22 protein-coding genes and 1 pseudogene are annotated in these 24,834 nt (G+C 58.4%); 17 read left to right on the top strand and 6 right to left on the bottom strand.

The features are described 5' to 3' along the window. From KDX37_RS08415 to KDX37_RS08400, 4 genes and pseudogenes are all read left to right on the top strand, one after another. Positions 1 to 166: integrase core domain-containing protein (locus KDX37_RS08415; protein WP_231652217.1), on the top strand; the 166-nt coding region annotated here is incomplete at its 5' end. A gap of 553 nt (positions 167 to 719) precedes the next feature. Then, on the top strand, positions 720 to 1,166 hold the full coding sequence (locus KDX37_RS08410) for a hypothetical protein (protein WP_231652210.1): 447 nt from the start codon (positions 720 to 722) through the stop codon (positions 1,164 to 1,166). Between the two features lie 22 nt (positions 1,167 to 1,188). Next, the gene (locus tag KDX37_RS08405) at positions 1,189 to 1,494 is read left to right on the top strand and encodes a hypothetical protein (protein ID WP_231652209.1); all 306 of its coding nucleotides are present in this window, start codon (positions 1,189 to 1,191) and stop codon (positions 1,492 to 1,494) included. Positions 1,495 to 1,589: 95 nt separating this feature from the next. Then, positions 1,590 to 1,916 (top strand): annotated as a pseudogene (locus KDX37_RS08400) (autotransporter outer membrane beta-barrel domain-containing protein); the annotation flags it as partial. 81 nt (positions 1,917 to 1,997) lie between these two features. Here the strand turns inward: KDX37_RS08400 and KDX37_RS08395 are convergent. From KDX37_RS08395 to rloA, 3 genes are read right to left on the bottom strand one after another with little or no spacing between them, the layout of a single operon-like run. Further along, positions 1,998 to 2,969 (bottom strand): alpha-L-glutamate ligase-like protein, encoded by a 972-nt coding sequence (locus tag KDX37_RS08395; protein WP_231652216.1) that lies wholly within the window; start codon positions 2,967 to 2,969, stop codon positions 1,998 to 2,000. After that, a complete protein-coding gene (gene rloB, locus KDX37_RS08390) occupies positions 2,969 to 4,507 on the bottom strand; it encodes an osmotic stress tolerance membrane protein RloB (protein ID WP_231652207.1) in 1,539 nt (512 codons plus the stop codon). The genes KDX37_RS08395 and rloB overlap by 1 nt, the downstream gene beginning before the upstream one ends. 4 nt (positions 4,508 to 4,511) lie before the next feature. After that, on the bottom strand, positions 4,512 to 5,048 hold the full coding sequence (gene rloA, locus KDX37_RS08385; protein ID WP_231652206.1) for a retropepsin-like aspartic peptidase RloA: 537 nt from the start codon (positions 5,046 to 5,048) through the stop codon (positions 4,512 to 4,514). Between the two features lie 286 nt (positions 5,049 to 5,334). On the opposite strand from rloA, the gene KDX37_RS08380 reads away from it, so the two are divergent. From KDX37_RS08380 to prpF, 5 genes are all read left to right on the top strand, one after another. Further along, a complete protein-coding gene (locus tag KDX37_RS08380; protein WP_231652215.1) occupies positions 5,335 to 6,039 on the top strand; it encodes a GntR family transcriptional regulator in 705 nt (234 codons plus the stop codon). Further along, positions 6,036 to 6,929, top strand: a complete 894-nt coding sequence (prpB, locus tag KDX37_RS08375) for a methylisocitrate lyase (protein ID WP_231652205.1) — start codon at positions 6,036 to 6,038, stop codon at positions 6,927 to 6,929. Before KDX37_RS08380 ends, prpB begins: the two co-directional genes overlap by 4 nt. 84 nt (positions 6,930 to 7,013) lie before the next feature. After that, a complete protein-coding gene (gene prpC, locus KDX37_RS08370; RefSeq protein ID WP_231652204.1) occupies positions 7,014 to 8,141 on the top strand; it encodes a bifunctional 2-methylcitrate synthase/citrate synthase in 1,128 nt (375 codons plus the stop codon). Between the two features lie 69 nt (positions 8,142 to 8,210). Beyond that, the gene (gene acnD, locus KDX37_RS08365; protein ID WP_231652203.1) at positions 8,211 to 10,799 is read left to right on the top strand and encodes a Fe/S-dependent 2-methylisocitrate dehydratase AcnD; all 2,589 of its coding nucleotides are present in this window, start codon (positions 8,211 to 8,213) and stop codon (positions 10,797 to 10,799) included. A gap of 78 nt (positions 10,800 to 10,877) precedes the next feature. Beyond that, positions 10,878 to 12,068, top strand: coding sequence for a 2-methylaconitate cis-trans isomerase PrpF (prpF, locus tag KDX37_RS08360; RefSeq protein WP_231652202.1), 1,191 nt, complete (start codon positions 10,878 to 10,880; stop codon positions 12,066 to 12,068). A 16-nt stretch (positions 12,069 to 12,084) separates the two neighbouring features. Here the strand turns inward: prpF and ppsR are convergent, their stop codons facing one another. After that, positions 12,085 to 12,903, bottom strand: a complete 819-nt coding sequence (ppsR, locus tag KDX37_RS08355; RefSeq protein WP_231652201.1) for a posphoenolpyruvate synthetase regulatory kinase/phosphorylase PpsR — start codon at positions 12,901 to 12,903, stop codon at positions 12,085 to 12,087. A gap of 193 nt (positions 12,904 to 13,096) precedes the next feature. Between ppsR and ppsA the strand changes: the two genes are divergently transcribed. From ppsA to KDX37_RS08315, 8 genes are all read left to right on the top strand, one after another. Beyond that, entirely contained in the window at positions 13,097 to 15,472 is a 2,376-nt protein-coding gene (ppsA, locus tag KDX37_RS08350; RefSeq protein WP_231652200.1) for a phosphoenolpyruvate synthase, read from the top strand. Positions 15,473 to 15,643: 171 nt separating this feature from the next. Continuing rightward, positions 15,644 to 16,663 (top strand): alpha/beta fold hydrolase, encoded by a 1,020-nt coding sequence (locus KDX37_RS08345; protein ID WP_231652199.1) that lies wholly within the window; start codon positions 15,644 to 15,646, stop codon positions 16,661 to 16,663. Between the two features lie 98 nt (positions 16,664 to 16,761). After that, entirely contained in the window at positions 16,762 to 17,250 is a 489-nt protein-coding gene (rraA, locus tag KDX37_RS08340; protein ID WP_231652198.1) for a ribonuclease E activity regulator RraA, read from the top strand. 11 nt (positions 17,251 to 17,261) lie between these two features. Next, on the top strand, positions 17,262 to 18,257 hold the full coding sequence (locus KDX37_RS08335; RefSeq protein ID WP_231652197.1) for a zinc transporter ZntB: 996 nt from the start codon (positions 17,262 to 17,264) through the stop codon (positions 18,255 to 18,257). A gap of 86 nt (positions 18,258 to 18,343) precedes the next feature. Next, positions 18,344 to 18,592 carry a CrfX protein gene (locus KDX37_RS08330; protein WP_231652196.1) on the top strand — a complete coding sequence of 83 codons (249 nt, stop codon included), beginning with the start codon at positions 18,344 to 18,346 and terminating at the stop codon, positions 18,590 to 18,592. 2 nt (positions 18,593 to 18,594) lie between these two features. Further along, positions 18,595 to 19,419 carry a mechanosensitive ion channel family protein gene (locus KDX37_RS08325; protein WP_231652195.1) on the top strand — a complete coding sequence of 275 codons (825 nt, stop codon included), beginning with the start codon at positions 18,595 to 18,597 and terminating at the stop codon, positions 19,417 to 19,419. Between the two features lie 82 nt (positions 19,420 to 19,501). Further along, positions 19,502 to 20,092, top strand: a complete 591-nt coding sequence (gene sigX, locus KDX37_RS08320; RefSeq protein WP_231652194.1) for an RNA polymerase sigma factor SigX — start codon at positions 19,502 to 19,504, stop codon at positions 20,090 to 20,092. A gap of 107 nt (positions 20,093 to 20,199) precedes the next feature. After that, entirely contained in the window at positions 20,200 to 21,237 is a 1,038-nt protein-coding gene (locus KDX37_RS08315; RefSeq protein ID WP_231652193.1) for an OmpA family protein, read from the top strand. Between the two features lie 100 nt (positions 21,238 to 21,337). Here KDX37_RS08315 and cobA read toward each other — a convergent pair whose 3' ends face one another. Together cobA and KDX37_RS08305 are read right to left on the bottom strand one after the other, a co-directional pair. Then, a complete protein-coding gene (gene cobA, locus KDX37_RS08310; RefSeq protein ID WP_231652192.1) occupies positions 21,338 to 22,099 on the bottom strand; it encodes a uroporphyrinogen-III C-methyltransferase in 762 nt (253 codons plus the stop codon). A gap of 10 nt (positions 22,100 to 22,109) precedes the next feature. Then, positions 22,110 to 24,827, bottom strand: coding sequence for a nitrate reductase (locus tag KDX37_RS08305; protein WP_231652214.1), 2,718 nt, complete (start codon positions 24,825 to 24,827; stop codon positions 22,110 to 22,112). Positions 24,828 to 24,834: the final 7 nt, after the last annotated feature.

Genomic DNA, 24,834 nt, shown 5'->3' with positions numbered 1-24,834 from the left:
AGTACGCAGCCCGCAAAGCAACGGCATGGCAGAGAGCTTTGTGAAGACGATCAAGCGAGATTACGTGGCGCACATGCCCAAGCCGGATCGAGAAACAGCGTTGCGCAATCTGACGATTGCCTTCGAGCATTACAACGAGCAGCATCCGCACAGCGCTTTGAAATAACGGTCGCCAAGAGAATTTAGGCGCTTGGCAGCAGCATCAATTTAACGGGGAGTTGGTGTCCGGTTTGGTAGGGGCAAGTCCAACGTGGAATAAGAATCCGCAGTATTACAATTAATTGAGTGTTGGAGGAAGTACGAGGTACATTCGGTGGCGGAGGGCTCAATGAATTATCTGACGTTTGAACGTCTGGCGTGTCAGAGGTGGTGAGTGTAAAGATAGACTGGATTAATGCCTGAGGCTTGTTTTTCGGGGGTTTCAGGATGTGTGTCAATGGTTTTGGGTTGTCTGATTTATCATGCAAGAGGGTTATTATATATATAGAAAAACCGAGTTTATAAATGCCTGTATACGATAGGTGATGTGCTTTTTAGCCGGTGGTCGGTTTAGTCATAGGGGGGTTTAATACTGCACGATGTTCGGTAGTTTGTGTTCGCGCGTCATGCGCATCTGAGTGTTTGATGCGTGTGACAACATTACTAAAAGTGCTGTGCACCGCTGAGTAGCAGTGGGAACTGCAAATGTCGTGTGAGCTAAAGATAAAGGGAAGTTCGTTATGATCCGCCTTCGCTCTGGCTGTATGAGGTTGTTTGCCTGCCGCTTGAAATATGTGACGTTTGCGGCAGCTTTTGCTGTTCCTGAATATGCATGGGCGGTCATCGTGGTCGAGGACCGACAAACAGTCGATGCAAGCAATGCGCCTCTCAGCGGCCTGCAAATCGCCGTGTTTATAAACACCGGAGGAAGGCTGGCGCTGGAAAATACTCGGATTGAAGCCCGGTCCCCGGATGTGGGTGTAGGTCTTATTACTCAGGGGGATGCGAGCGACGGCATGATCCTGTCGCCGAGCGTATCCGGGCCTTCGGTCAGAAACATCATGCTCGACAACGCAGAGATAAATGGCCTGAACGGCCCAGCCATGCAGGCGTCGCCCTCTTCGGTATCAGACCTCATGATCACTGGAGACACGCGCCTCAACGGGGGGCAATGGTACGTTGGTTAAGGCGTCTGACAGTACCGTAATCATGACTGTGGATGGCAGCAGCCTGAGCGGCAATATCGATGCGACCGAGGCCAGTTCTCTCAGTGTGACCCTGCAAAACCAGGCAGTGCTGACAGGCCGGCTGAAGAACGTCGACGCGTTGGTGGTGGACAGCGGCGCAGAGTGGAGCATGACGGGCAATGATGCCGTGGGGAGCCTTTCCGTCAACAACAGGCGGATCAGGTTTGGCGATGCCGGCTCATTCCATGAGCTCTGGCTTGGCACATTGTCAGGCAGTGGCACGTTTCTGATGAATGCTGAGTTCGGCACGGCCAGCACGACTATCTGACCGTGGCTGGCGAAGCGACCGGCAGCCACGCCTTGCTGATCACGAGCTGCGAAGTGGATCCGGCGACCGACACCGAGATTCCAGTGGTCCATATCGGTCTTGCGGCTGCTGGCGATCGTACGCGTTCATTGTTGGGAAAAGTGGGCACTACCCTTGGGGTGAATCTCCACATGGGCAACGGTCGCATCGTGCAGCCCTATGTTCGAGCTGCCTACGCTCATGAGTTTGCTGACAATAATCAGGTTCGCGTCAACCAGAACCTGTTCAACAACGATTTGTCCGGTTCTCGCGGCGAGTTCGGAGCAGGCGTCGCCATTCAACTGGCCGATCGGTTACAGGCTCACCCTGATCTGGACTATGGCAAAGGTGACAAGATCGAACAGCCCTGGGGTGCAAACGTAGGTGTGCGTTACAGCTGGTAGGCCCGCATCGCGAGCCCGTCGGTTGTCTGTCTGTAGAGTGGGAGGCGTTTCAGGTCAAACGAAGTGTTTCAAGGCCGACGCTTATTCAACGTGCCCAAACACCTCCTGCACAAACCGCACGCGTTCTTCGGGTGTTTCCCGCTCGCTGTTGAGTGCGAGCTGCTCCAGCCGGGCTTCGACAGCCTGGGTGCGGTGAGTCAGGCCGCAGTCGTTGGCGATCTGGATGTTGAGGCCGGGGCGGGCGTTGAGCTCAAGGATCAAAGGTCCCTTGTCTTGATCAAGCACCATGTCGACGCCGATATAACCGAGGCCGCACAGCTCGTAGCACTCGGCCGACAGCTTCATGAAGCCGTCCCAGTTGGGCAACTGCACGCCGTCCACCGAATGGGTAGTGTCCGGGTGTTTGCTGATGATGCTGTTAAGCCACGTACCTTGCAGTGTAATGCCGGTCGCGAGGTCCACGCCGACGCCAATGGCGCCCTGGTGCAGGTTGGCCTTGCCGCCTGATTGGCGGGTGGGCAGACGCAGCATGGCCATGACCGGATAGCCCATAAGCACGATGACGCGGATATCCGGCACGCCCTCGTAACTGATGCTTTTGAAGATCGGGTCTGGCGTCACGCGGTATTCAATCAGGGCGCGGTCGCGATGCCCGCCCAGCGAGTAAAGCCCGGTGAGAATGCTCGAAACCTGATGTTCGATTTCCGAGTGACTGATGATGCGCCCGGAGACCGTGCGAAAGCGATCCTCGAAGCGATCGGCGATCACCAGAATGCCATCCCCGCCAGCGCCCTGCGCCGGTTTGATCACGAAGTCGTTGCGAGAGCCGATGATCTCGTCGAGCAGGTCGATTTCCTTCTCGGTCGAGATCACACCGTACATCTCCGGTACATGAATCCCGGCCTGAATCGCCCGTTCCTTGGTGATGATCTTGTCATCGACGACCGGGTAGAGACTGCGTTTGTTGTACTTGAGCACATAGTCAGCGTTACGCCGATTGATGCCCATGATTCCGCGAGCTTCCAGCGCCTTCCAGGTTTTCCACCAGCCGATCACTTGGCCTGTTCCTCTTTGAGGAACGCCTTGAAACGGATCAGTTCGGTCAGGCGGTAGCCACGGTATCTGCCCATCGCCAGCATGAAACCGACCAGAACCAGCAGAACTGCAGGGAAGGTGAACACAAAATAGATCAGCTCCGGCACGCTCATGATCAAGTGCGCCAGCGATGCGGCGAACAGCGTGCCAATGGCGACTTTCATGGCGTGACTGGCACCGCGCTCTTCCCAGGTGATGGACAGGCGTTCGATGGTCATGGTCAGGATCACCATTGGGAACAGCGCCACCGACAGACCGCGTTCAAGCCCAAGTTTGTGGCTGAACAGGCTGATGGCGGCGATCAGCACCACCACGAAAGTCAGGACCACCGAAAGCCTTGGGAGCATTTGCAGCTTCAAGTGCTCCAGATACGAACGCAGCGACAGGCCCAGCGCAGTGATGACGGTAAACAGCGCAATGCCGAAACCCAGTTGCGTCTCGCGAAACGCCAGCGCAATCAGTACCGGTGTAAAAGTGCCCAGCGTTTGCAGGCCGATCAGGTTGCGCAGGATCAGGATCACCAGTACGCCAATCGGGATCATGACCATGATCATGAACGTCTGCTGGGTTTGCAGCGGCAGACCATAAAGCGAATAGGCAAGGAAGTCCGAGTCGGTGCTGGCGTCGGTCAGTTTGGCCAGGCGCATGGCGTTCATTTCGCTGTTGTTGAGGCTGAAGGTGACTTGCACTTTTTTGCCGCCCTCGACCGTCACCAGATTCTCGTCGCCGGTCCACCACAGCAGGCGGTCGTCAGGCAAGCCTGCTTCGCCGGTGTCCGGGTTGAAGTACAGCCATTCCTTGCCATTGAAGCTGCGCAGCCAAAGCTCTGGGGTCTGAGGCTGTTCGGATTCGAGGCGAATGGTGTGAGCCTTCTCCATGGGGACGTGCGCGATCGATAACAGCAATTCAGTGATCTGGGCTTTTTTCGCGGACGAGGTGTCACCGGCCAGCAACAACTTGACGTTATCGTCGCTCAGGTTGTTGACGCGTTTGATAGCTTCAGTGATGAAGGTTTCCACGTCAGCCGAATGTTGGCGGATGGGTGCGAGCAGGGCTTCGGCGGCGACTTTTTCCGGGCCGTCGACTGGCAGGCTGTCGCGGAAGATCGGGCCTTTGACCTTGGGCTTTTCGCCGCTATAGCGCTTGGTCAGCACCAGCCGATAGTAAAGCGTCTGGTTGCCCGTGGCGCGGCGAGTCGACCAGGTGACACGGCGGTTGCCGTCGCCACGATTGACGCTGACGCCATAATTATTGGAAATGAAGCTTTCATTGAGGCTGATGTAGTCGTGGGCCAGCGGTGGCACGAACATCTGGATCTTGACCGAGTCCTTGGGGTTGGCGACGAACTCGACCTTGGCATCGATGTTCCAAAGGTCGTCTGTTTCGTCTTCGGTCACGGGAATACCGAGCGCCAGGATCTGATAGGCCGTGATCGCAATGCCCAGGGTCACCAGGAACGTGATCAGGATTTTCAGATGGAGCGTAAGAGAGCGCATGGTTTTACTCTGCGTTTTGAGCGACGGAAGCGCAGCCGGGCTTCCCTGCCGCATATTTAAGACTTGGATCGACCAGCGCATCAAAGCGTTTCAAGGCTTCGGAGCCAATCAAAAGCGGGTATTGGAAAGCACTACGGTCGGTCAAGTTCACTTCTATGGTGCGTAAAACTTCACCCATGCAGACAGCGAGGCTGATAACCGGGCGCGCGGAGTACTTTTTTTCGTCGTCCGGGTCACGGTCATCAGCGCGACGCTTGATCTTGCTGACCCTGGCCAGCGGACGCTCGATGGGGTGTGCATGGCTGTCGTCAATCGCCAGATAGAAGCGCACCCAGCTTTCACCGTTACGCTTGAAATGTTTGATATCGCGTGCGCTCAGCGATGCGGTCTTGGCACCGGTGTCGAGCTTGGCGGCCACTTCGAGGTCGATGTCGGTCAGTCGAGCGTATTCATTAAGGCCATACACCGTCTTGTTGGCCGCCAGCGTCAGCGCAGGCGCAAGCGACAGGAAAAAAAGCGTTAAAAGGGTCGTAAGTCTCATAAAACCTGGTGTGATGGGCGAGGAGCTACAGGGCAGGACGCAAGCGGGGTAAAACCTGATGATAGAACGCCTGGCAGGGTGCCGCAGCGGCAAGCTCGGCAGGCGGTCGACATTCTAGCATGAAGCCTCTGGCACACCAGTTTTCCAGTGATGCGCCTGGTGACGGATAAAGCAACGGTGGATAACCTTTGCATTAGACGATTGTCGACAATTGGCATGTTGTCTTTGACGAAATTGACGGTTATGGCTAGATTTACCTGAAATAAATGTTGAGGTGTCGACAGTGATGGGCGTCGTCGAGCAATTCGCGTCAACCAGCGATGAGACGGAAACCCTGTCCGAGACCGTCTTTCGACGTATTCAGGCCGCTATCGTCAAAGGTGACATCGCACCCGGCAGTAAAATATCCGAACCCGAACTGGCACGGACTTACGGCATCAGTCGCGGGCCGTTGCGCGAAGCGATTCATCGTCTCGAAGGTCAGCGTCTTGTAGTGCGCGTGCCCCACGTAGGCGCGCGGGTGGTTTCGCTGAGCCATGCCGAACTGATCGAACTCTATGAGATTCGCGAATCGCTCGAAGGCATGGCCTGTCGTCTGGCTGCCGAGCGCATGACCGTTGAGGAGATCGACGAGTTGCGTCAGGTGCTCGACACCCATGAGCGCGATGCGGCCTTTCAGGCGGGCGTCGGTTACTACCAGCAGGAGGGCGATTTCGATTTCCACTACCGGATCATTCAGGGCAGCGGTAACCGCACCCTCAGCCAGATGCTCTGCGGTGAGCTTTACCAATTGGTGCGTATGTACCGCATTCAGTTTTCCAATACCCCAAATCGACCGCGCCAGGCTTTTGCCGAACACCATCGCATTCTCGACGCCATTTCCGATCGTGATGGCGAACTGGCCGAATTATTGATGCGCCGCCATATCGGTGCGTCCAGACGCAACATTGAGCGCCATTACCAGGCTGCTCCCGACCGAGGTGAATCATGAGTCACGACCCCCGAACTCCCGGCCAGCGTTTTCGTGACGCGGTTGCCAACGAACAGCCGTTGCAAGTCGTCGGTGCTATCAATGCCAACCATGCGCTGCTGGCCAAGCGTGCGGGCTTCAAAGCTATTTATCTTTCCGGTGGGGGCGTGGCGGCGGGCTCGTTGGGCATTCCGGACCTGGGTATCACCGGGCTGGACGATGTGCTGACCGATGTTCGGCGCATCACCGACGTCTGTGATCTGCCGCTGCTGGTGGACGTTGACACGGGCTTTGGCTCCTCTGCCTTCAATGTGGCGCGCACCGTGCGCTCGATGATCAAGGCCGGCGCTGCGGCGATTCACATCGAGGATCAGGTGGGCGCCAAGCGCTGCGGGCATCGTCCCAACAAGGAAATTGTGCCGCTGCAGGAAATGGTCGATCGCATCAAGGCTGCGGTCGATGCGCGCACCGATGACAGTTTCGTGATCATGGCGCGTACCGATGCGCTCGCGGTCGAAGGTCTGGAGTCCGCGCTGGAGCGTGCTGCGGCCTGCATCGAAGCCGGCGCCGACATGATATTTCCCGAAGCCATCACCGAACTGGCGATGTACAAGCAGTTCGCCAATCGTTCCGGCGTACCGATCCTGGCTAACATCACCGAATTCGGCGCAACGCCGCTGTTTACCGTTGACGAGCTGCGCAGCGCTGACGTTGCGCTGGTGCTTTACCCGTTGTCGGCGTTCCGGGCCATGAACAAGGCAGCAGAAAATGTCTACGGCGCGATTCGTCGCGACGGCACGCAGCAAAACGTCATTGACACGATGCAGACCCGAATGGAGCTGTACGACGCCATTGACTACCACACCTTCGAGCAAAAGCTGGACGCGTTGTTTGCGCAGAAGAAGGGCTGACCCTTTGCACGGATCGCTCGACCGGTTGCACGAACATCACAAGCGATCGCCAATTCCCGATAATTTCAAAAACTGGAGAATCCAATGGCTGAAGCAAAAGTATTGAGCGGCGCTGGCCTGCGTGGCCAGGTCGCGGGGCAGACCGCCCTGTCCACCGTGGGCATGGCCGGTGCCGGGCTGACCTATCGCGGCTACGATGTTCGTGAGCTGGCCGCCGAGGCGCGCTTTGAAGAGGTGGCGTACCTGTTGCTGTACGGTGAGCTGCCTACTCAGGTCCAGTTGGCCACCTATATGCAGCGCCTGAGGGAACTGCGCGAGCTGCCGCCGGCCCTGAAGGAAGTACTGGAACGCATTCCCGCAGACACCCATCCCATGGATGTCATGCGCACCGGCGCGTCAATGCTCGGTACGCTGGAGCCTGAGCGCACGTTCGAACAGCAGCGTGACGCCACGGATCGCCTGCTCGCAGCCTTTCCGGCGATCATGTGCTACTGGTATCGCTTCAGTCACGAAGGCAAGCGCATCGACTGCATCACCGATGAAGACTCCATTGGCGGGCATTTCCTGCACTTGCTGCTGGACCGCACGCCCAGCGAGCTGCACCGCAAGGTCATGGACGTGTCGCTGATCCTGTATGCAGAGCATGAATTCAATGCGTCGACCTTTACCGCCCGGGTGTGCGCCTCGACCTTGTCCGACCTTTACTCGTGCATCACGGCGGCCATCGGCACGTTGCGCGGTCCGTTGCATGGCGGCGCCAACGAAGCGGCCATGGAGATGATCCAGCGCTTCGGCTCTGCTGAAGACGCGACGCAGGGCACGCTTGGCATGCTCGAGCGCAAGGAAAAGATCATGGGCTTCGGCCACGCGATCTACAAAGAGTCGGACCCGCGCAACGAGGTCATAAAGGGCTGGTCGAAAAAGCTCGCCGACGAAGTGGGCGATACCGTGCTGTTTCCGGTGTCCGAAGCCATCGACAAGGTCATGTGGGAGCAGAAGAAACTGTTCCCGAACGCCGATTTCTACCATGCGTCGGCGTACCACTTCATGGGCATCCCCACCAAACTGTTCACGCCGATCTTTGTCTGCTCAAGGCTGACCGGGTGGGCGGCGCACGTGTTTGAACAACGTGGCAATAACCGCATCATCCGCCCGAGTGCCGAGTACGTTGGTGTCGAACAGCGCAGCTTCGTACCCATCGCAAATCGCTGAAAAGGGGGCAGGGGAGCCGCTCACGAGTTCCCCGCCCGTCTTCCGAACCGCCCGTGATCGAGTCCCGCAATGAACACAGAATTTCGCAAACCGCTCCCAGGTACCCGGCTGGATTATTTTGACGCCCGCGCGGCCGTCGAGGCGATCACACCCGGTGCTTACGACACGCTGCCTTATACCTCCCGCGTGCTGGCCGAAAACCTCGTACGCCGCTGCGACCCTGCCACGTTGACCGCCTCGCTGACGCAACTGATCGAGCGTCGTCGTGATCTGGATTTTCCGTGGTTTCCTGCACGCGTGGTGTGCCACGACATTCTGGGCCAGACCGCGCTGGTCGATCTGGCCGGCTTGCGCGACGCCATCGCCTCTCAAGGCGGCGACCCGGCGCTGGTCAACCCGGTTGTGCCGGTGCAATTGATCGTCGATCACTCGCTGGCCGTGGAGTGCGGTGGCAACGACCCGCAGGCATTCGAGAAGAACCGTGCCATCGAAGATCGCCGCAACGAAGACCGGTTTCACTTCATCGACTGGACCAAGCAGGCGTTCAAAAACGTCGAAGTCATACCGCCGGGCAACGGCATCATGCACCAGATCAATCTGGAGAAAATGTCGCCCGTGGTGCAGGTGCTCGACGGCGTGGCATTTCCTGACACATTGGTCGGCACCGACAGCCACACACCGCACGTCGACGCGCTGGGCGTGATTGCCATCGGAGTGGGCGGGCTTGAAGCCGAGAATGTCATGCTCGGGCGCGCCTCCTGGATGCGCCTGCCGGACATCATTGGCGTTGAGCTGACTGGTCGCAGGCAGCCTGGCATCACCGCCACCGATGTGGTGCTGGCCCTGACCGAGTACCTGCGCCAGCAGAAGGTGGTCGGCGCCTACCTTGAGTTTTACGGCGAGGGCGCTTCGAGCCTGACGCTGGGCGATCGGGCAACCATTTCCAACATGGCGCCGGAATATGGCGCTACAGCCGCAATGTTCTCCATTGATGCGCAAACCATCGATTACCTGCGCCTGACCGGCCGTGAAGACGAGCAGGTCAAGCTGGTCGAATTGTATGCGCGTCACACTGGGCTATGGTCCGACAGCCTGGCGCAGGTTCAGTACGAGCGTGTGTTGAGCTTCAACCTGTCCAGCGTCGTGCGCAACATGGCGGGACCGTCCAACCCGCATGCACGCGTCGCGACTTCGGATCTCGCCAGTCGTGGCATTGCCGGGCCGTGGAGCGACGTGCCGGGTCAGATGCCCGACGGCGCTGTGATCATTGCCGCTATCACCAGTTGCACCAACACCAGCAACCCACGCAACGTGATCGCCGCCGGCCTGTTGGCGCGCAATGCCAATCGGCTGGGCCTGACGCGCAAGCCCTGGGTGAAGTCATCGCTGGCGCCTGGCTCGAAGACCGTGGCCCTTTACCTGGACGCTGCCGGGCTGACGTCGGAGCTTGAGCAGCTGGGTTTTGGCGTGGTGGCGTTTGCCTGTACTACCTGCAATGGCATGTCTGGCGCGCTGGACCCGCAGATCCAGCAGGAAATCATCGACCGTGACCTTTACGCCACGGCAGTGCTGTCCGGCAATCGCAACTTCGACGGGCGTATTCATCCCTACGCCAAGCAGGCCTTCCTTGCTTCCCCGCCGCTGGTGGTGGCGTATGCGATTGCCGGCACGATTCGTTTCGACATCGAGAACGACGTGCTGGGAATGGCTGACGGCAAAGAGATCCGCCTCAAGGACCTGTGGCCAACTGACGAGGAAATTGATGCGGTGGTGCAGGCGTCGGTCAAACCGGAACAGTTCCGCCAGGTGTACATCCCGATGTTTGCCATCGAAGAGCACAGCGGGCCTGGCGTAGAGCCTCTGTATGACTGGCGTGTTATGAGCACCTACATCCGCCGTCCGCCGTATTGGGAAGGTGCACTGGCCGGGGAGCGTACGCTCAAGGGCATGCGTCCTCTGGCGGTGCTGCCGGACAACATCACCACCGACCATCTCTCGCCCTCCAACGCCATCATGCTCGACAGCGCTGCGGGCGAGTACCTGGCGAAAATGGGCGTGCCTGAGGTAGATTTCAACTCGTACGCGACTCACCGTGGCGATCATTTGACCGCACAGCGCGCGACGTTTGCCAACCCGCAATTGGTCAACGAGATGGCTGTGGTGGATGGCAAGGTCAAAAAAGGTTCGCTGACGCGCCTTGAGCCCGAAGGGCAAGTCACGCGCATGTGGGAAGCGATTGAAACCTACATGGCTCGCAAACAACCGCTGATCATCATCGCGGGTGCTGACTACGGCCAGGGTTCGTCACGCGACTGGGCAGCCAAAGGCGTGCGTCTGGCGGGTGTCGAAGCTATTGCGGCAGAAGGCTTCGAGCGGATTCACCGTACCAATCTGGTCGGGATGGGCGTGCTGCCGCTGGAGTTCAAAGCGGGCACCAGCCGCCTGACGCTGGGCATCGACGGTACGGAAACCTTTGATGTGATCGGCCAGCGGACCCCGCGAGCGACCTTGACGCTGGTGATCCAGCGCAAGAACGGCGAGCGTGTCGAGGTGCCGGTAACGTGTCGTCTGGACACTGGCGAAGAGCTCTCCATTTACGAAGCGGGCGGTGTCTTGCAGCGCTTTGCCCAGGATTTCCTTGAGGCGACCGTGTCTTGACACGGCACGGCGCAACCGGACTGGCCCATAGCTTTGTTCGTAAAAGCATGGGTCTCGTCAGCAAAGACAGGAACAGCTATGGCTCATCTACCGCAAATCAGAATTCCCGCCACTTATATGCGTGGCGGCACCAGCAAGGGCGTATTTTTTAACCTGAGCGACTTGCCGAACGCTGCGCAAGCGCCAGGTCCGGCACGCGATGCCCTGCTATTGAGGGTCATTGGCAGCCCAGACCCTTATGAAAAACAGATCGATGGCATGGGTGGGGCAACGTCCAGTACCAGCAAAGCCGTGATTCTGTCGCGCAGCAGCAAGGCAGATCACGACGTCGATTATCTGTTTGGTCAGGTATCCATCGACAAGCCGTTCGTGGACTGGAGCGGCAACTGCGGCAATCTTTCCGCCGCCGTCGGCCCGTTCGCCATCAGCAACGGTCTGCTCGATGCCAGCCGTATCCCGCACAACGGCACTGCCGTGGTGCGCATCTGGCAAGCCAACATCGGCAAGACCATCATCGCCCATGTGCCGATCAGCGATGGCCAGGTGCAGGAGACTGGCGATTTTGAACTGGACGGCGTGACCTTTGCGGCGGCTGAAGTCCAGCTCGAATTTCTTGATCCGGCAGCCGACGAGGACGGCGCAGGCGGTTCGATGTTCCCCACGGGCAATCTGGTGGACGAGCTTGAAGTACCTGGCGTCGGTACGCTGAGCGTGACGCTGATCAACGCGGGCATCCCGACCATTTTCGTCAATGCCGCCGACATCGGCTACACCGGAGCCGAGTTGCAGGGCGATATCAATGGTAATGCTCAGGCCCTGAACACGTTGGAAACCATCAGGGCGTATGGTGCTGTGCGCATGGGTCTGATTGCCACGGCCGAGGAGGCGGCAACGCGTCAGCACACGCCGAAGGTGGCGTTCGTGGCGACCCCTGCAGACTACATGTCTTCAAGTGGCAAGCCGGTGACAGCAAAGGATATTGATCTGCTGGTACGTGCGGTCTCCATGGGCAAGCTGCACCACGCCATGATGGGTACTGCTGCTGTGGCGATTGGCACTGCAGCCGCCATCCCTGGCACGCTGGTCAATCTGGCGGCCGGTGGCGTGGCGCGTGATGCGGTCCGCTTTGGTCACCCGTCAGGCACGCTGCGTGTCGGCGCGCAGGCGCTTGAGAAGGACGGCCAATGGAAGGTCACCAAAGCAATCATGAGCCGCAGCGCCAGGGTGTTGATGGAAGGCTGGGTGCGCGTGCCCGGTTCGTACGTCTAGCGCGTCAGCCATGGCGTTATTTGAAGCGCCGTTCCACGCCTTTCTCGACCAGTACCTTGGCGGAAATCTCTTCGACCGAGAAATGCGTGGAGTTGATGTTCGGGATATTTTCGCGACGGAACAGGCTTTCCACTTCACGCACCTCGAATTCACACTGGGCGAAGCTTGAGTAGCGACTGTTGGGCTTGCGCTCGTGGCGGATAGCGGTCAGGCGGTCCGGGTCGATGGTCAGGCCGAAGAGCTTTTCGCGGTGCTGCTTGAGCGCAGCTGGCAGCTGCAGGCGCTCCATGTCGTCTTCGGTCAGCGGGTAATTGGCGGCGCGGATACCGAACTGCATGGCCATGTACAGGCAGGTCGGAGTTTTGCCACAACGTGACACGCCAACCAGAATGATGTCAGCCTTGTCGTAATAATGCGTGCGTGCGCCGTCATCATTGTCCAGTGCGAAATTGACCGCTTCAATGCGCTCCATATAGTTGGAGTTATGACCGATGGAGTGCGATTTGCCCACCGAATAGGAAGAGTGTGAACTAAGCTCCTGTTCCAGCGGCGCCAGGAAGGTCGAGAAGATATCGATCATGAAGCCATTGGAAGTCGCCAGGATTTCCCGAATATCCTGATTGACGATGGTGTCGAAGATGATCGGTCGGACATCGTCCTTGTCGGCGGCATTGTTGATTTGTTGTACCATCGCCCGCGCTTTCTCGACACTGTCGATGTAGGGCCTGGTGAACTTGTTGAACGTAATGTTTTCAAATTGCGCCAACAGGCTTTGCCCAAGGGTTTCGGCGGTGATGCCCGTGCCGTCGGAGATAAAAAAAGCGGATCGCTTCATTTGCGCTTTTGACCTTAAGCAGTTGACGATTCTTGGATATCATAGGCGCGCTTGCGGGCCCTGAGGGTCTGCATTCTCACCTTTTTTGAAGGTTCAGGCTTGCGCCCGACCAAAAAGGCCCGCGGCCATCGCATTGGTGGCTCGGGTAAATGAGCTTTTCCCAACAACAAACACAGTTAGTGGAGAGATCACCTTGGTAGAGTACGTAGTTTCCCTCGATAAGCTCGGCGTCCATGATGTAGAGCACGTGGGAGGCAAGAACGCATCCCTCGGCGAAATGATCAGCAACCTCGCAGGTGCTGGCGTTTCTGTACCCGGCGGCTTCGCAACTACGGCCCAGGCCTACCGTGATTTCCTTGAGCTCAGTGGTCTGAACGATCAGATCCACGCCGCCCTGGATGCTCTGGATGTCGACGATGTCAACGCGCTGGCCCGAACCGGTGCGCAGATTCGTCAGTGGATCATGGAAGCCGAGTTTCCCGAGAAACTCAACGCCGAGATTCGTACCGCGTTCGCTGAGCTGTCGGCGGGTAATCCGAATCTGGCCGTTGCCGTGCGCTCTTCCGCCACAGCCGAAGACTTGCCTGACGCCTCGTTCGCGGGCCAGCAGGAAACCTTCCTGAACATTCGTGGTGTTGAGAACGTCATTCGTGCCGCGAAGGAAGTGTTTGCCTCGCTCTTCAATGATCGCGCGATTTCCTACCGTGTGCACCAGGGTTTCGATCACAAGCTGGTGGCGTTGTCCGCTGGCGTACAGCGCATGGTGCGTTCCGAAACCGGAACCGCTGGCGTCATGTTTACGCTGGACACCGAGTCGGGCTTCCGGGACGTGGTATTCATCACAGGCGCCTATGGCCTGGGCGAAACCGTGGTGCAAGGCGCGGTCAACCCTGACGAATTCTACGTACACAAGGACACCCTGAGTGCCGGCCGTCCAGCGATCCTGCGTCGCAACCTGGGCAGCAAGGCGATCAAAATGATCTACGGCGAAGAAGCCAAGGCGGGCCGGTCGGTCAAGGTGATCGATGTCGAGCCGGCTGACCGTGCCCGTTTCTGCCTGACCGATGCTGAAGTGTCGGAGCTGGCCAAGCAGGCGATGATCATTGAGAAACACTACAAGTGCCCGATGGACATCGAGTGGGCCAAGGACGGTGACGACGGCAAGCTTTACATCGTGCAGGCACGCCCTGAAACCGTGAAAAGCCGTGCGTCCGCCAACGTCATGGAACGCTACCTGCTCAAGGAAACCGGCAAGGTGCTGGTCGAAGGCCGTGCGATCGGCCAGCGCATCGGCGCCGGCAAGGTACGTATCATCAAGGACGTCTCCGAGATGGACAAGGTCCAGGCCGGTGACGTCCTGGTCTCCGACATGACCGATCCGGATTGGGAACCGGTCATGAAGCGTGCGAGCGCCATCGTTACCAATCGCGGCGGCCGAACCTGCCATGCGGCGATCATTGCCCGTGAGTTGGGGATTCCGGCTGTGGTCGGTTGCGGTAATGCGACCCAGACGCTGGCCGACGGGCAGGGCGTGACAGTTTCCTGTGCCGAAGGCGACACCGGATACATCTTCGAAGGCGAGCTGGGCTTCGACATCAAGACCAACTCGGTCGATGCCATGCCAGAGCTGCCGTTCAAGATCATGATGAACGTCGGCAACCCCGACCGCGCGTTCGACTTTGCCCAGTTGCCCAACGCCGGTGTCGGTCTGGCGCGTCTGGAGTTCATCATCAACCGCATGATCGGCGTGCACCCCAAGGCGCTGCTCAACTACTCGGGGCTGCCGCCGGAAATCAAGGACAGCGTCGACAAGCGTATCGCTGGCTATGATGATCCGGTCGGTTTCTATGTCGAGAAGCTGGTTGAAGGCATCAGCACGCTGGCTGCGGCGTTCACGCCGAAAAAGGTCATCGTGCGTCTGTCGGACTTCAAGTCCAACGAATACGCCAATCTGATCGGCGGCAAGCTGTACGAGCCGGAAGAAGAAAACCCGATGCTGGGCTTTCGCGGTGCTTCGCGTTATATCAGCGAGAACTTTCGCGACTGCTTCGAGCTGGAGTGCCGTGCGCTCAAGCGCGTTCGCGAAGACATGGGCCTGACCAACGTCGAGATCATGGTGCCGTTCGTGCGCACGCTCGGTGAAGCCAGCCAGGTGATCGATCTGCTTGCGGCCAATGGCCTCAAGCGTGGCGAAAACGGTCTGCGCATCATCATGATGTGCGAATTGCCGTCCAACGCCATTCTGGCTGACGAGTTCCTCGAGTACTTTGACGGGTTCTCTATCGGCTCGAACGATCTGACACAGCTGACTCTGGGTCTGGATCGCGACTCGGGTGTCATTGCGCACTTGTTCGACGAGCGTAACCCGGCGGTCAAAAAGCTGTTGTCCAACGCTATTCAGGCGTGCAACAAGGCCGGCAAGTACATCGGTATCTGCGGCCAGGGCCCTTCCGATCATCCGGATCTGGCGCGCTGGCTCATGGATCAGGGGATCGAAAGCGTTTCGCTCAACCCAGACTCCGTGCTTGAAACCTGGTTCTTCCTGGCCGAAGCCCAGGCGCCAGTCTGACGTTACTGATGTGACGCACTGACACCCTGAGCCGTCTTGTGGTTCAGGTGGTTCATGAAAGGCGGTTTTTTCGGAAACCGCCTTTTTTATGCCGCGCCTTTAACGCGTAAACGTGTTCCTGTCTTGTCTGCCAGAGGCCTGGTGCCTCTGGTTTTATGAATAAAGAGCAATATGCAAAGCAGCAGTCATCTTTTTCCCGTCGCCTTGATCAGTGCCGAACGTCGTGGCGATCTGGTCGAGGACGTTTACCGCCTAAAGCCTGCCAACAGCCCGGATCCCAGCGTCGAACTGGTCGTGACCCGTCTCGGGCTGGTGGATCAGCCTGACCGCCGTGGCGTTCCGGTGATTCTGCTGCACGGCAGCTTTTCCAATCGGCGCTTCTGGTATTCACCCAAGGGCATAGGTCTGGGGCCGTATCTTGCACGTGCCGGTTATGACGTCTGGATACCTGAAATGCGCGGGCATGGTCTGTCGGCGCGCAATCAGAACTATCGCGCCAATCAGGTTGCCGATTACGCCCGTTACGACCTGCCGGTCATAGGCGCGTTCGTCGCCGAGCAAAGCGCACAGGTGCCGCACTGGATCGGCCATTCGCTGGGCGGTACCACGCTCGCCGCCGCATTGGGCGGAGAGTATCTGGGGCCTGAAAATGCCGCCTCTGTTGCGCTGTTTGGCAGCCAGGTCAGTCGTAGCTACTGGCCGTTGAAGATCCCGCCGGTGCAATGGTCCGGCCGCTTGTTGCTCAAACCGTTCGAGCACGTCTCCGGACCGCGTTTCAAGCGTGGCCCGGAAGACGAGCCAGTAGGTGTGTTGCTGGAAAGCATGCGCTGGCATGGGCTGTTCGGACGTTTCGGTGATCGGGACGGCGACTGGTGGAAAGGTCTGCAATCGGTGCAGGTTCCGGTACTGTGTGTGGCAGCCGACGGTGACCATCAGGATCCGGTCTGGGCCTGTCGCATGTTGTTCGATCAGATCGGAGCACCGCACAAAGAGTTTTTGTGTCTGGGGCGCGAGCACGGTTTTACCGAAGATTTCGGCCATGTGCAGATGCTGGTGAGCAAAGGCGCGCAGCAGCAGGTGTGGCCGCGAGTGATCGAATGGTTGCGTGAACGGTCTGTAGCTGAGCAATCTGCGGTTGAGCAATCTGTTGCTGAAGAGGGCGCAGAATTGCAGGCAGCGGTAAGCGGTTAGCGATTAAAGTCGCTATGGTTAAGGCCATCAGGTCAGCCTCGGGTTGAACTGAAACCGCTGTGCTCTCTCATTCATGCTTCGATGACAGGAGTTGCCCCATGCATTACCTCACCCCCGATCTGTGCGATGCCTACCCGGAACTGGTGCAGGTCGTCGAGCCCATGTTCAGTAACTTTGGCGGCCGCGACTCGTTTGGCGGACAGATCGTCACGCTCAAATGCTTTGAAGACAACTCGCTGGTCAGAGAGCAAGTGGAGCTCGATGGTAAAGGCAAGGTGCTGGTGGTCGACGGTGGCGGCTCGCTGCGGTGTGCATTGTTGGGTGACATGCTGGCCGAGAAAGCGGCGAAAAATGGCTGGGAAGGTCTGCTGATTTACGGCTGCATCCGCGATGTCGACGTCATTGCGCAGACCGATGTTGGCGTCCAGGCCTTGGCCAGTCACCCGAAAAAAACCGAAAAACGCGGCGTGGGAGAGTTGAATCTGCCAGTGACGTTCGGCGGTGTGACATTCCGTCCTGGCGACTACCTGTACGCCGACAACAATGGCGTCATTATTTCTCCCTCACCTCTGACCATGCCGGAATAAGCGAAGTATCCATGTTCGATGAAGCAAACGCGCAGTGGGGGCTGGTTCACGCCCTCGTATTGGATGGCAGGGGCGGGGCACGTTTCATCGCACGAACCGAACTGCAGGACCTGGAGTTGCAGCCACAGGAAAGCCTTTGGCTGCATTGGGATCGCAGCCACCCACAAACGCATACCTGGTTACGTAGCGCCAGCGGGCTGAGCGAATTCGCCTGTGACCTGTTGCTTGAGGAAAACACTCGGCCGCGTTTGCTGCCTTTGCCGGATCAGGAGTTGTTGCTGTTCCTGCGCGGCGTCAACCTCAACCCTGGTGCAGAGCCCGAGGACATGGTGTCGGTGCGTATTTTCGCCGCCGCCCAGCGCGTCATCTCGTTGCGACTGCGTCCGTTGCGCGCCACCGAAGAATTGATCGAGCTGCTGGGGCAGGGCAAGGGGCCAAAAACAGCCTCTGAGCTGATTCTGTACCTGGCTCAGTACCTGACGGACAAGGTTCAGGATCTGGTCGGCGAACTGACCGAGTCGGTCGACAAAGAAGAAGAGAAAACAGATACCGACGAACGGTACAGTCCCGATCACGGCAAGCTGCTGCATATCCGTCGCCGCGCTGCCGGGCTGCGACGTTTTCTAGGGCCGCAACGGGACATTTATGGACAGCTTTCGCGCATCAAACTGACATGGTTTTGTGATGACGATGCCGACTACTGGAACGAACTCAACAACAGTCTGACGCGCTACCTCGAAGAGCTCGAGCTGACCCGAGAGCGAGTGGGGCTGCTGCTTGAGTCCGAAGATCGAAGGCTGCGTGAACACATGAACCGCACCATGTACCGCTTCGGCATCATTACCGGTATCTTCCTGCCCATGAGCTTTCTGACCGGTCTGCTGGGGATCAACGTCGGAGGCATACCGGGTTCAAGCAGCCCTTACGGATTTCTGGTTGCGTGCGGGCTCATCGTCTCGCTGGCTGCCGGGCAGTGGCTGCTGTTCAGGCGACTGCGCTGGGTCTGAGGCCGATCTTTTGTGATTATCTGTCGCGCCTTTGTGACTTGTGTGGAATGCGTCACGTCTTTGACTGACATTGCGTGAGGTGCCTGATGCACGATCCGTTTGAAGAATCTTTACGTGACATGCTCAATTCGTCGTCCTCCAGCCGGGATGATGATGCATGTCTTGGACGCGTCCTGAAGACCGCCAACCGCCAGGTCGGTGCCGGTGTGCTGTTTGGATTGCTGGGTCGTTGGTCCGAGGCGATGATGATTGCCCTGAACAACGGTTCTGCACACGTTGCTCCTGTTTCTCGTCGCACCCCTCGCGGTGCCCGTTCTACCGATAAGGCTGATTGAGCATGGAATTGAACCTCTGGACCCAGAGCCTTCTTGCTGCAATGACTGCATTGTGGACCAAAGTCGCAAATTTCATTCCTAACCTGTTCGGCGCGCTGGTCGTGGTGCTGCTGGGTTTCGTCGTGGCCAAGCTGCTCGACGCGTTGCTGTCCAAGTTGCTCGCCAAACTGGGTCTGGATCGTCTGGTAGGTGGCACCGGCCTGACCAAGATCATCGGTCGTGCTGGCGTCAAAGTGCCGATCTCGACGCTGATCGGCAAGATCGTGTACTGGTTCGTATTGTTGATCTTCCTGGTGTCGGCCGCCGAATCGCTTGGTTTGCAGCGTGTGTCAGCGACGCTTGACATGCTGGCGCTCTATCTGCCGAAAGTGTTCGGTGCGGCGCTGGTGTTGCTGGTGGGCGTGCTGCTGGCGCAGTTGGTCAATGGCCTGGTGCGTGGTGCCGCCGAGGGCGTCGGGATCGATTACTCGTCCGGTCTGGGGCGAATCGCCCAAGGGCTGGTCATTATCATCAGTATTTCCGTGGCGATCAGCCAGCTTGAGGTCAAGACCGACCTGCTGAACCATGTGATTGTCATTGCTTTGATTACCGTTGGTCTGGCAGTTGCCCTGGCGCTCGGGCTTGGAAGTCGCGAAATCGCGGGTCAGATCATCGCGGGTATTTACGTCAGGGAGCTTTTCCAGGTCGGCCAGTACGTGCAGGTGGGCGACACAGAGGGGCAAATCGAAGAAATCGGTACGGTCAAAACGACGTTGCTGACAGACGAAGGGGAGCTGGTGTCTTTTTCCAACCGCATCCTCCTTGAGCAGAGAGTAAGCAGCCGATAGGCGGCGAACCTGCTACTCTATGCCGCCCAGTTGCCGGAACAGGCCTTGGCGGACATTGACCTGACTGTCGGCAAGATTCGTTTTGAATAAACCCCAACCGCTTTCAACGCGTTACGACCCCCGCGAGCTCTCTGATGAGGAGTTGGTCGCGCGCGCTCATGTTGAGCTGTTCAACGTGACCAGGGCGTACGAAGAATTGATGCGTCGTTACCAAAGAACACTTTTTAACGTATGTGCGCGTTATTTAGGGAACGATCGCGATGCTGACGATGTCTGTCAGGAGGTGATGCTTAAGGTGTTGTATGGACTGAAGAATTTCGAAGGTAAATCGAAATTTAAAACCTGGCTCTACAGCATCACTTACAATGAGTGCATCACTCAGTACAGGAAGGAACGGCGAAAGCGTCGCTTGATGGATGCTTTGAGTCTGGATCCGCTCGAGGAAGCGTCGGAAGACAAGACGCCCAAACCTGAAGAGCGGGGTGGTCTCGATCGCTGGCTTGTGCATGTGAACCCGATCGATCGGGAGATTCTGGTGCTACGTTTTGTCGCAGAACTGGAATTTCAGGAGATCGCAGACATCATGCACATGGGCTTGAGCGCAACGAAAATGCGCTACAAGCGGGCGTTAGATAAATTACGCGAGAAATTTGCAGGTATCTCCGAAACTTAACGGAAAGCAAATATCTCTAAGAAACTGGCAAGGTCTGGTAGACTTGCCGACGAGTTGTCCCCAGCTATGTGGGACTGCTTTACAATCATCAGATGGGGATTTAACGGATGAAACTGAAAAACACCTTGGGCTTGGCCATTGGTACTATTGTTGCCGCAACTTCTTTCGGCGCTCTGGCACAAGGCCAAGGCGCGGTCGAAGTCGAAGGCTTCGCCAAGAAAGAAATGTACGACAGCGCTCGTGATTTCAAGAACAACGGCAACCTGTTCGGCGGTTCCATCGGTTACTTCCTGACCGATGACGTAGAACTGCGTCTGGGCTACGACGAAGTTCACAATGTCCGTAGCGACAGCGGCAAGAACATCAAGGGCTCCAACACTGCTCTGGACGCTCTGTACCACTTCAACAACCCGGGCGACATGCTGCGTCCATACGTTTCTGCCGGTTTCTCTGACCAGAGCATTGGCCAGGACGCTCGTGGCGGCCGTAACGGTTCGACCTTCGCCAACATCGGCGGCGGCGCCAAGCTGTACTTCACTGACAACTTCTATGCCCGTGCAGGCGTTGAAGCTCAGTACAACCTCGACCAGCGTGACACCGAGTGGGCACCTAGCGTTGGTATCGGTGTAAACTTCGGCGGCGGCAGCAAGAAAGTCGAAGCAGCAGCACCAGCTCCAGTAGCTGAAGTGTGCTCCGACAGCGACAACGACGGCGTGTGCGACAACGTCGACAAGTGCCCAGACACCCCAGCCAACGTAACTGTTGATGCTGATGGCTGCCCGGCAGTTGCTGAAGTTGTTCGTGTTGAGCTGGACGTGAAGTTCGATTTCGACAAATCCGTAGTCAAGCCTAACAGCTACGGCGACATCAAGAACCTCGCTGACTTCATGCAGCAGTACCCACAGACCACCACCACTGTTGAAGGTCACACTGACTCCGTCGGTCCTGACGCTTACAACCAAAAACTGTCCGAGCGTCGTGCAAACGCCGTTAAACAGGTTCTGGTTAACCAGTACGGTGTTGGCGCTAGCCGCGTAAACTCGGTTGGTTACGGCGAATCCCGTCCAGTTGCTGACAACGCAACTGAGTCTGGCCGCGCAGTTAACCGTCGCGTAGAAGCAGAAGTAGAAGCTCAAGCTAAGTAATTAGCTGCTTGTACTGAAAAGCCCGGCTCAGGCCGGGCTTTTCTTTATCTGCGATTTGGTGACGGTCAGCGTCAGCTTTTGAAATCTGCGCTGACTGCAATCAGCCCGCTTGTACGCGAGCGCTCTCCTGCAGCGTCTGGTCAAGTGCTGCCTGGCCATAGGCCGCAACTGCACCAATGACCAGGATAGCAGGGCTCTTGAGTTCGAAAGCCGCTGCGTCGCGCTGCATGCTCGCCAGAGTGCTGCGGCACTCGCGCTGCCACGGAAGCGATGCATTTTCGATCATTGCCACCGGCATGTCGGCGCTCATCCCACCAGCCAGCAGGTTTTCGCGAATCTCCGGCAGCTTGGCCACCCCCATGTAAACCACCAGGGTCGTACCGCTCTGCGCCAGTGCCTGCCAGTTCAGTGTGCTGTCGTCCTGAGTGTGTGCGGTAACGAGTGTCACGCCACGGCTTATGCCGCGCAGGGTCAAGGAAATACCGCACTGTGTGGCACCTGCCAGACCTGCAGTTATGCCATTGACCAATTCCACATCCACGCCGCGCTCCCGAAGCCAGTCGGCTTCTTCGCCACCGCGGCCGAAGATGCACGGATCGCCGCCCTTCAGGCGTACCACGCATTTGCCTTGTCGCACATAGCGCAACATCAGGCGGTGAATGAACGCCTGAGGCGTCGAGCGGCAACCGCCCCGCTTGCCGACGGCGATGACGCGGGCATTTGGGCAGTGTTCGAGCACGGCGGTGTTGACCAGATCGTCGATCAACACCACATCCGCTTCACGCAAGGCGCGCACGGCTTTGAGAGTCAGTAACTCAGGGTCGCCGGGGCCTGCGCCCACCAGCCATACTTTTGCGCTCATGCTGCGTTCCTCATTCAGTGACCATTACGGCGGCAATCAGTTTTTTTATTTCCGGTACGCAGGAGCCGCATTGGGTCCCGCAGCCCAGTTGTGCTTTGAGTTGACTCAGGTCCAGCCCACGCTCGATGCCCGCCATGACGCTGCTCTGGCTGACGTTCATGCAGTTGCACAAGGTCTTGTCGCGTGTCTGGGAGCTTTTGCCTGGCTGGCTGCTGAGCGGCGCCAGCAGCCAGCGTCGCAGCGGTGCATCGACTCGCTCTTCCAGCCACAGCGTTTGCAGCCAATGCTGGGCAAGCGTCTCGCCTGCCAGACGAACAGCCGTTATGCGGCCTTCGTCGATGCGCACGCGCTTGCCGATCGAGCGTTTGGGATCGTCATAGGCGAGCACCGGGCCGCTGTCCAACCCCAACTCGGTGTCCAGTTGATGGAGCAGCATCGGGTCAGGCGCTTCGGCGCTTGCGGCACGGATCACCAGTGCGGGCCGTTCGCGACCGATCAGACCCATGCTGAGGTAGGTGAAGGCATCGCACAGCGGGCGCAGGCGCTCCATCTGCTGCTGAACGTTGCCCTCGACCAATGCAAAGAATTGCCATGGCAACTGGGCTTTTTCGATACATACGCCCGAATGCTTGAGCTCCGGTTGTTTGGACACGGGATCGAATGCCGGTTGGGTCAGGGCGTTTACGCCGCCTTTGAGAAACCTGTCACCCCAGTGCATTGGCAGGAATGCCTGGCCAGGCGTCAAGCTGTTATCGCTGTTGACGGGCACCACCAGTTCGCCACGACGGCTGATCAGTCTGACCAGATCGCCTGTCTGCAGCCCATGAATCGAGAGGTCTTGCGGGTGCAGGCCCAGCACGGCTTCGCTGACATGGCCAAACAGGCGCGCAGCGGTGCCTGTGCGGCTCATGCCGTGCCATTGGTCACGCAGACGGCCGGTATTGAGGGTAAGTGGATATTGCGCGTCACGCAGCTCTTTGGCGGCGACGTAGTGTTCGCTGAGAAATTGCGCACGGCCGGATGCGCTCGGAAATACGCCATCTGCGTACAGGCGCGCCGTACCGCCGCTGGCGCCTGTCGGGAAAGGCCATTGCTGTGGGCCTTGGCGGTCGATCAGTTCTCGGCTGATCCCGGACATGTCCAGATCACGGCCCGCCGTCAGGCCCTTGAATTCGTCGAACAAGGCCTTGGGTGTCTGGAAGTCGAACAATGCAGGGGCTTGCGGTTGCAGGCGACGTTCCAGGCGCTGGGCGAAGTCGACGGTGATTGCCCAGTCGGGACGCGCTTGCCCCGGCGCAGGAATGGCCTTTCGCACATTGGAAATGCGTCGTTCAGAGTTGGTGACCGTGCCTTCCTTCTCGCCCCAACTGGCGGCAGGCAGCAACAGGTCAGCAAAGCGTGCGGTTTCGGTGGTCTTGAACGCTTCCTGGAGCACCACGAACGGGCAGCTTTCCAGTGCCTGTCTGATTCTGTTCTGGTCCGGCAGTGATTGCGCCGGGTTAGTGCAAGCGATCCACAGCGCTTTGATCTGGCCGCTTTGCAGCGCATCGAACAGCTCGATGGCTGACAGGCCGGGCGTCGCCGGCAGTTGATCAACGCCCCAGTACTCGGCGACTTCTGCGCGGTGCGCGGCGTTGTTCGCGTCGCGGTGACCTGGCAGCAGGTTCGACAGGCTGCCCGTTTCGCGCCCACCCATGGCATTAGGCTGGCCGGTGAGAGAGAAAGGTCCGGCGCCTGGGCGACCGATCTGTCCGGTGGCCAGGTGCAGGTTGATCAGGGCGCTGTTCTTGGCGCTGCCTGCAGTGGACTGGTTCAGGCCCATGCACCACAGCGACAGAAAGCTGGGAGATTCGCCAACCCAGCGCGCGCAAGTGTGCAGTTGCTCAACCGAAATGCCGCACACGCTGGCCACATGCTCCGGGGTGTAATCTCGCGCCAGTGTTTGCAGCTCGGCGTAGCCTTGCGTGTGGGCGTCGATGAATGCCTTATCGATCAGGTCGTCGGCCATGAGCAGATAGAGGATGCCGTGAAACAACGCGACATCGGTGCCAGGCTGGATGGCCAGATGCAGATCGGCCAGCTCGCAGGTGTCGGTACGGCGCGGGTCGATGACGATGAGTTTCATCGCTGGGCGACGACTTTTCGCTTCTTCAAGACGGCGGAAGAGCACTGGGTGCGCGTAGGCCATGTTGCTGCCAACGATCATCACGCAATCACTCGACTCGATGTCTTCATAACTGCACGGCGGGGCGTCGGCGCCGAGGCTGCGTTTGTAGCCTGCCACGGCAGACGACATGCACAGCCGCGAGTTACTGTCGATGTTGTTGGTACCGATCAAGGCGCGCGACAGTTTGTTGAAGGCGTAGTAATCCTCGGTCAGCAACTGGCCGGAGATGTAGAACGCTACGCTGTCCGGACCATGCTCACGAATGGTTTCCGCGAAGATGCTGGCGGCGTGGTCCAGCGCAGTGTCCCAGTCAGTAACGCTGCGCGAAAACCCTTTGCTCAGGCGCAGTTCCGGATAGAGCGCACGAGCTGCGATATCACCTGTCAGGTGCAGGGTCGAGCCTTTGCTGCACAGCTTGCCAAAATTGGCAGGATGTTGCGGATCGCCGCTGACACCCAGAATAGAGTGTCCGTCGTGCTCGATCAGCACCCCGCAGCCCACGCCGCAATAGCAGCACGTGGACGCAGTGACCTCAGTGGTGGGGATGGCCAGGTTTGTCATGCGCATG

The organism is Pseudomonas californiensis (assembly GCF_021147775.1).
GTDB lineage: Bacteria > Pseudomonadota > Gammaproteobacteria > Pseudomonadales > Pseudomonadaceae > Aquipseudomonas > Aquipseudomonas californiensis.
This window is presented reverse-complemented; position numbering and strand designations above follow the sequence as displayed.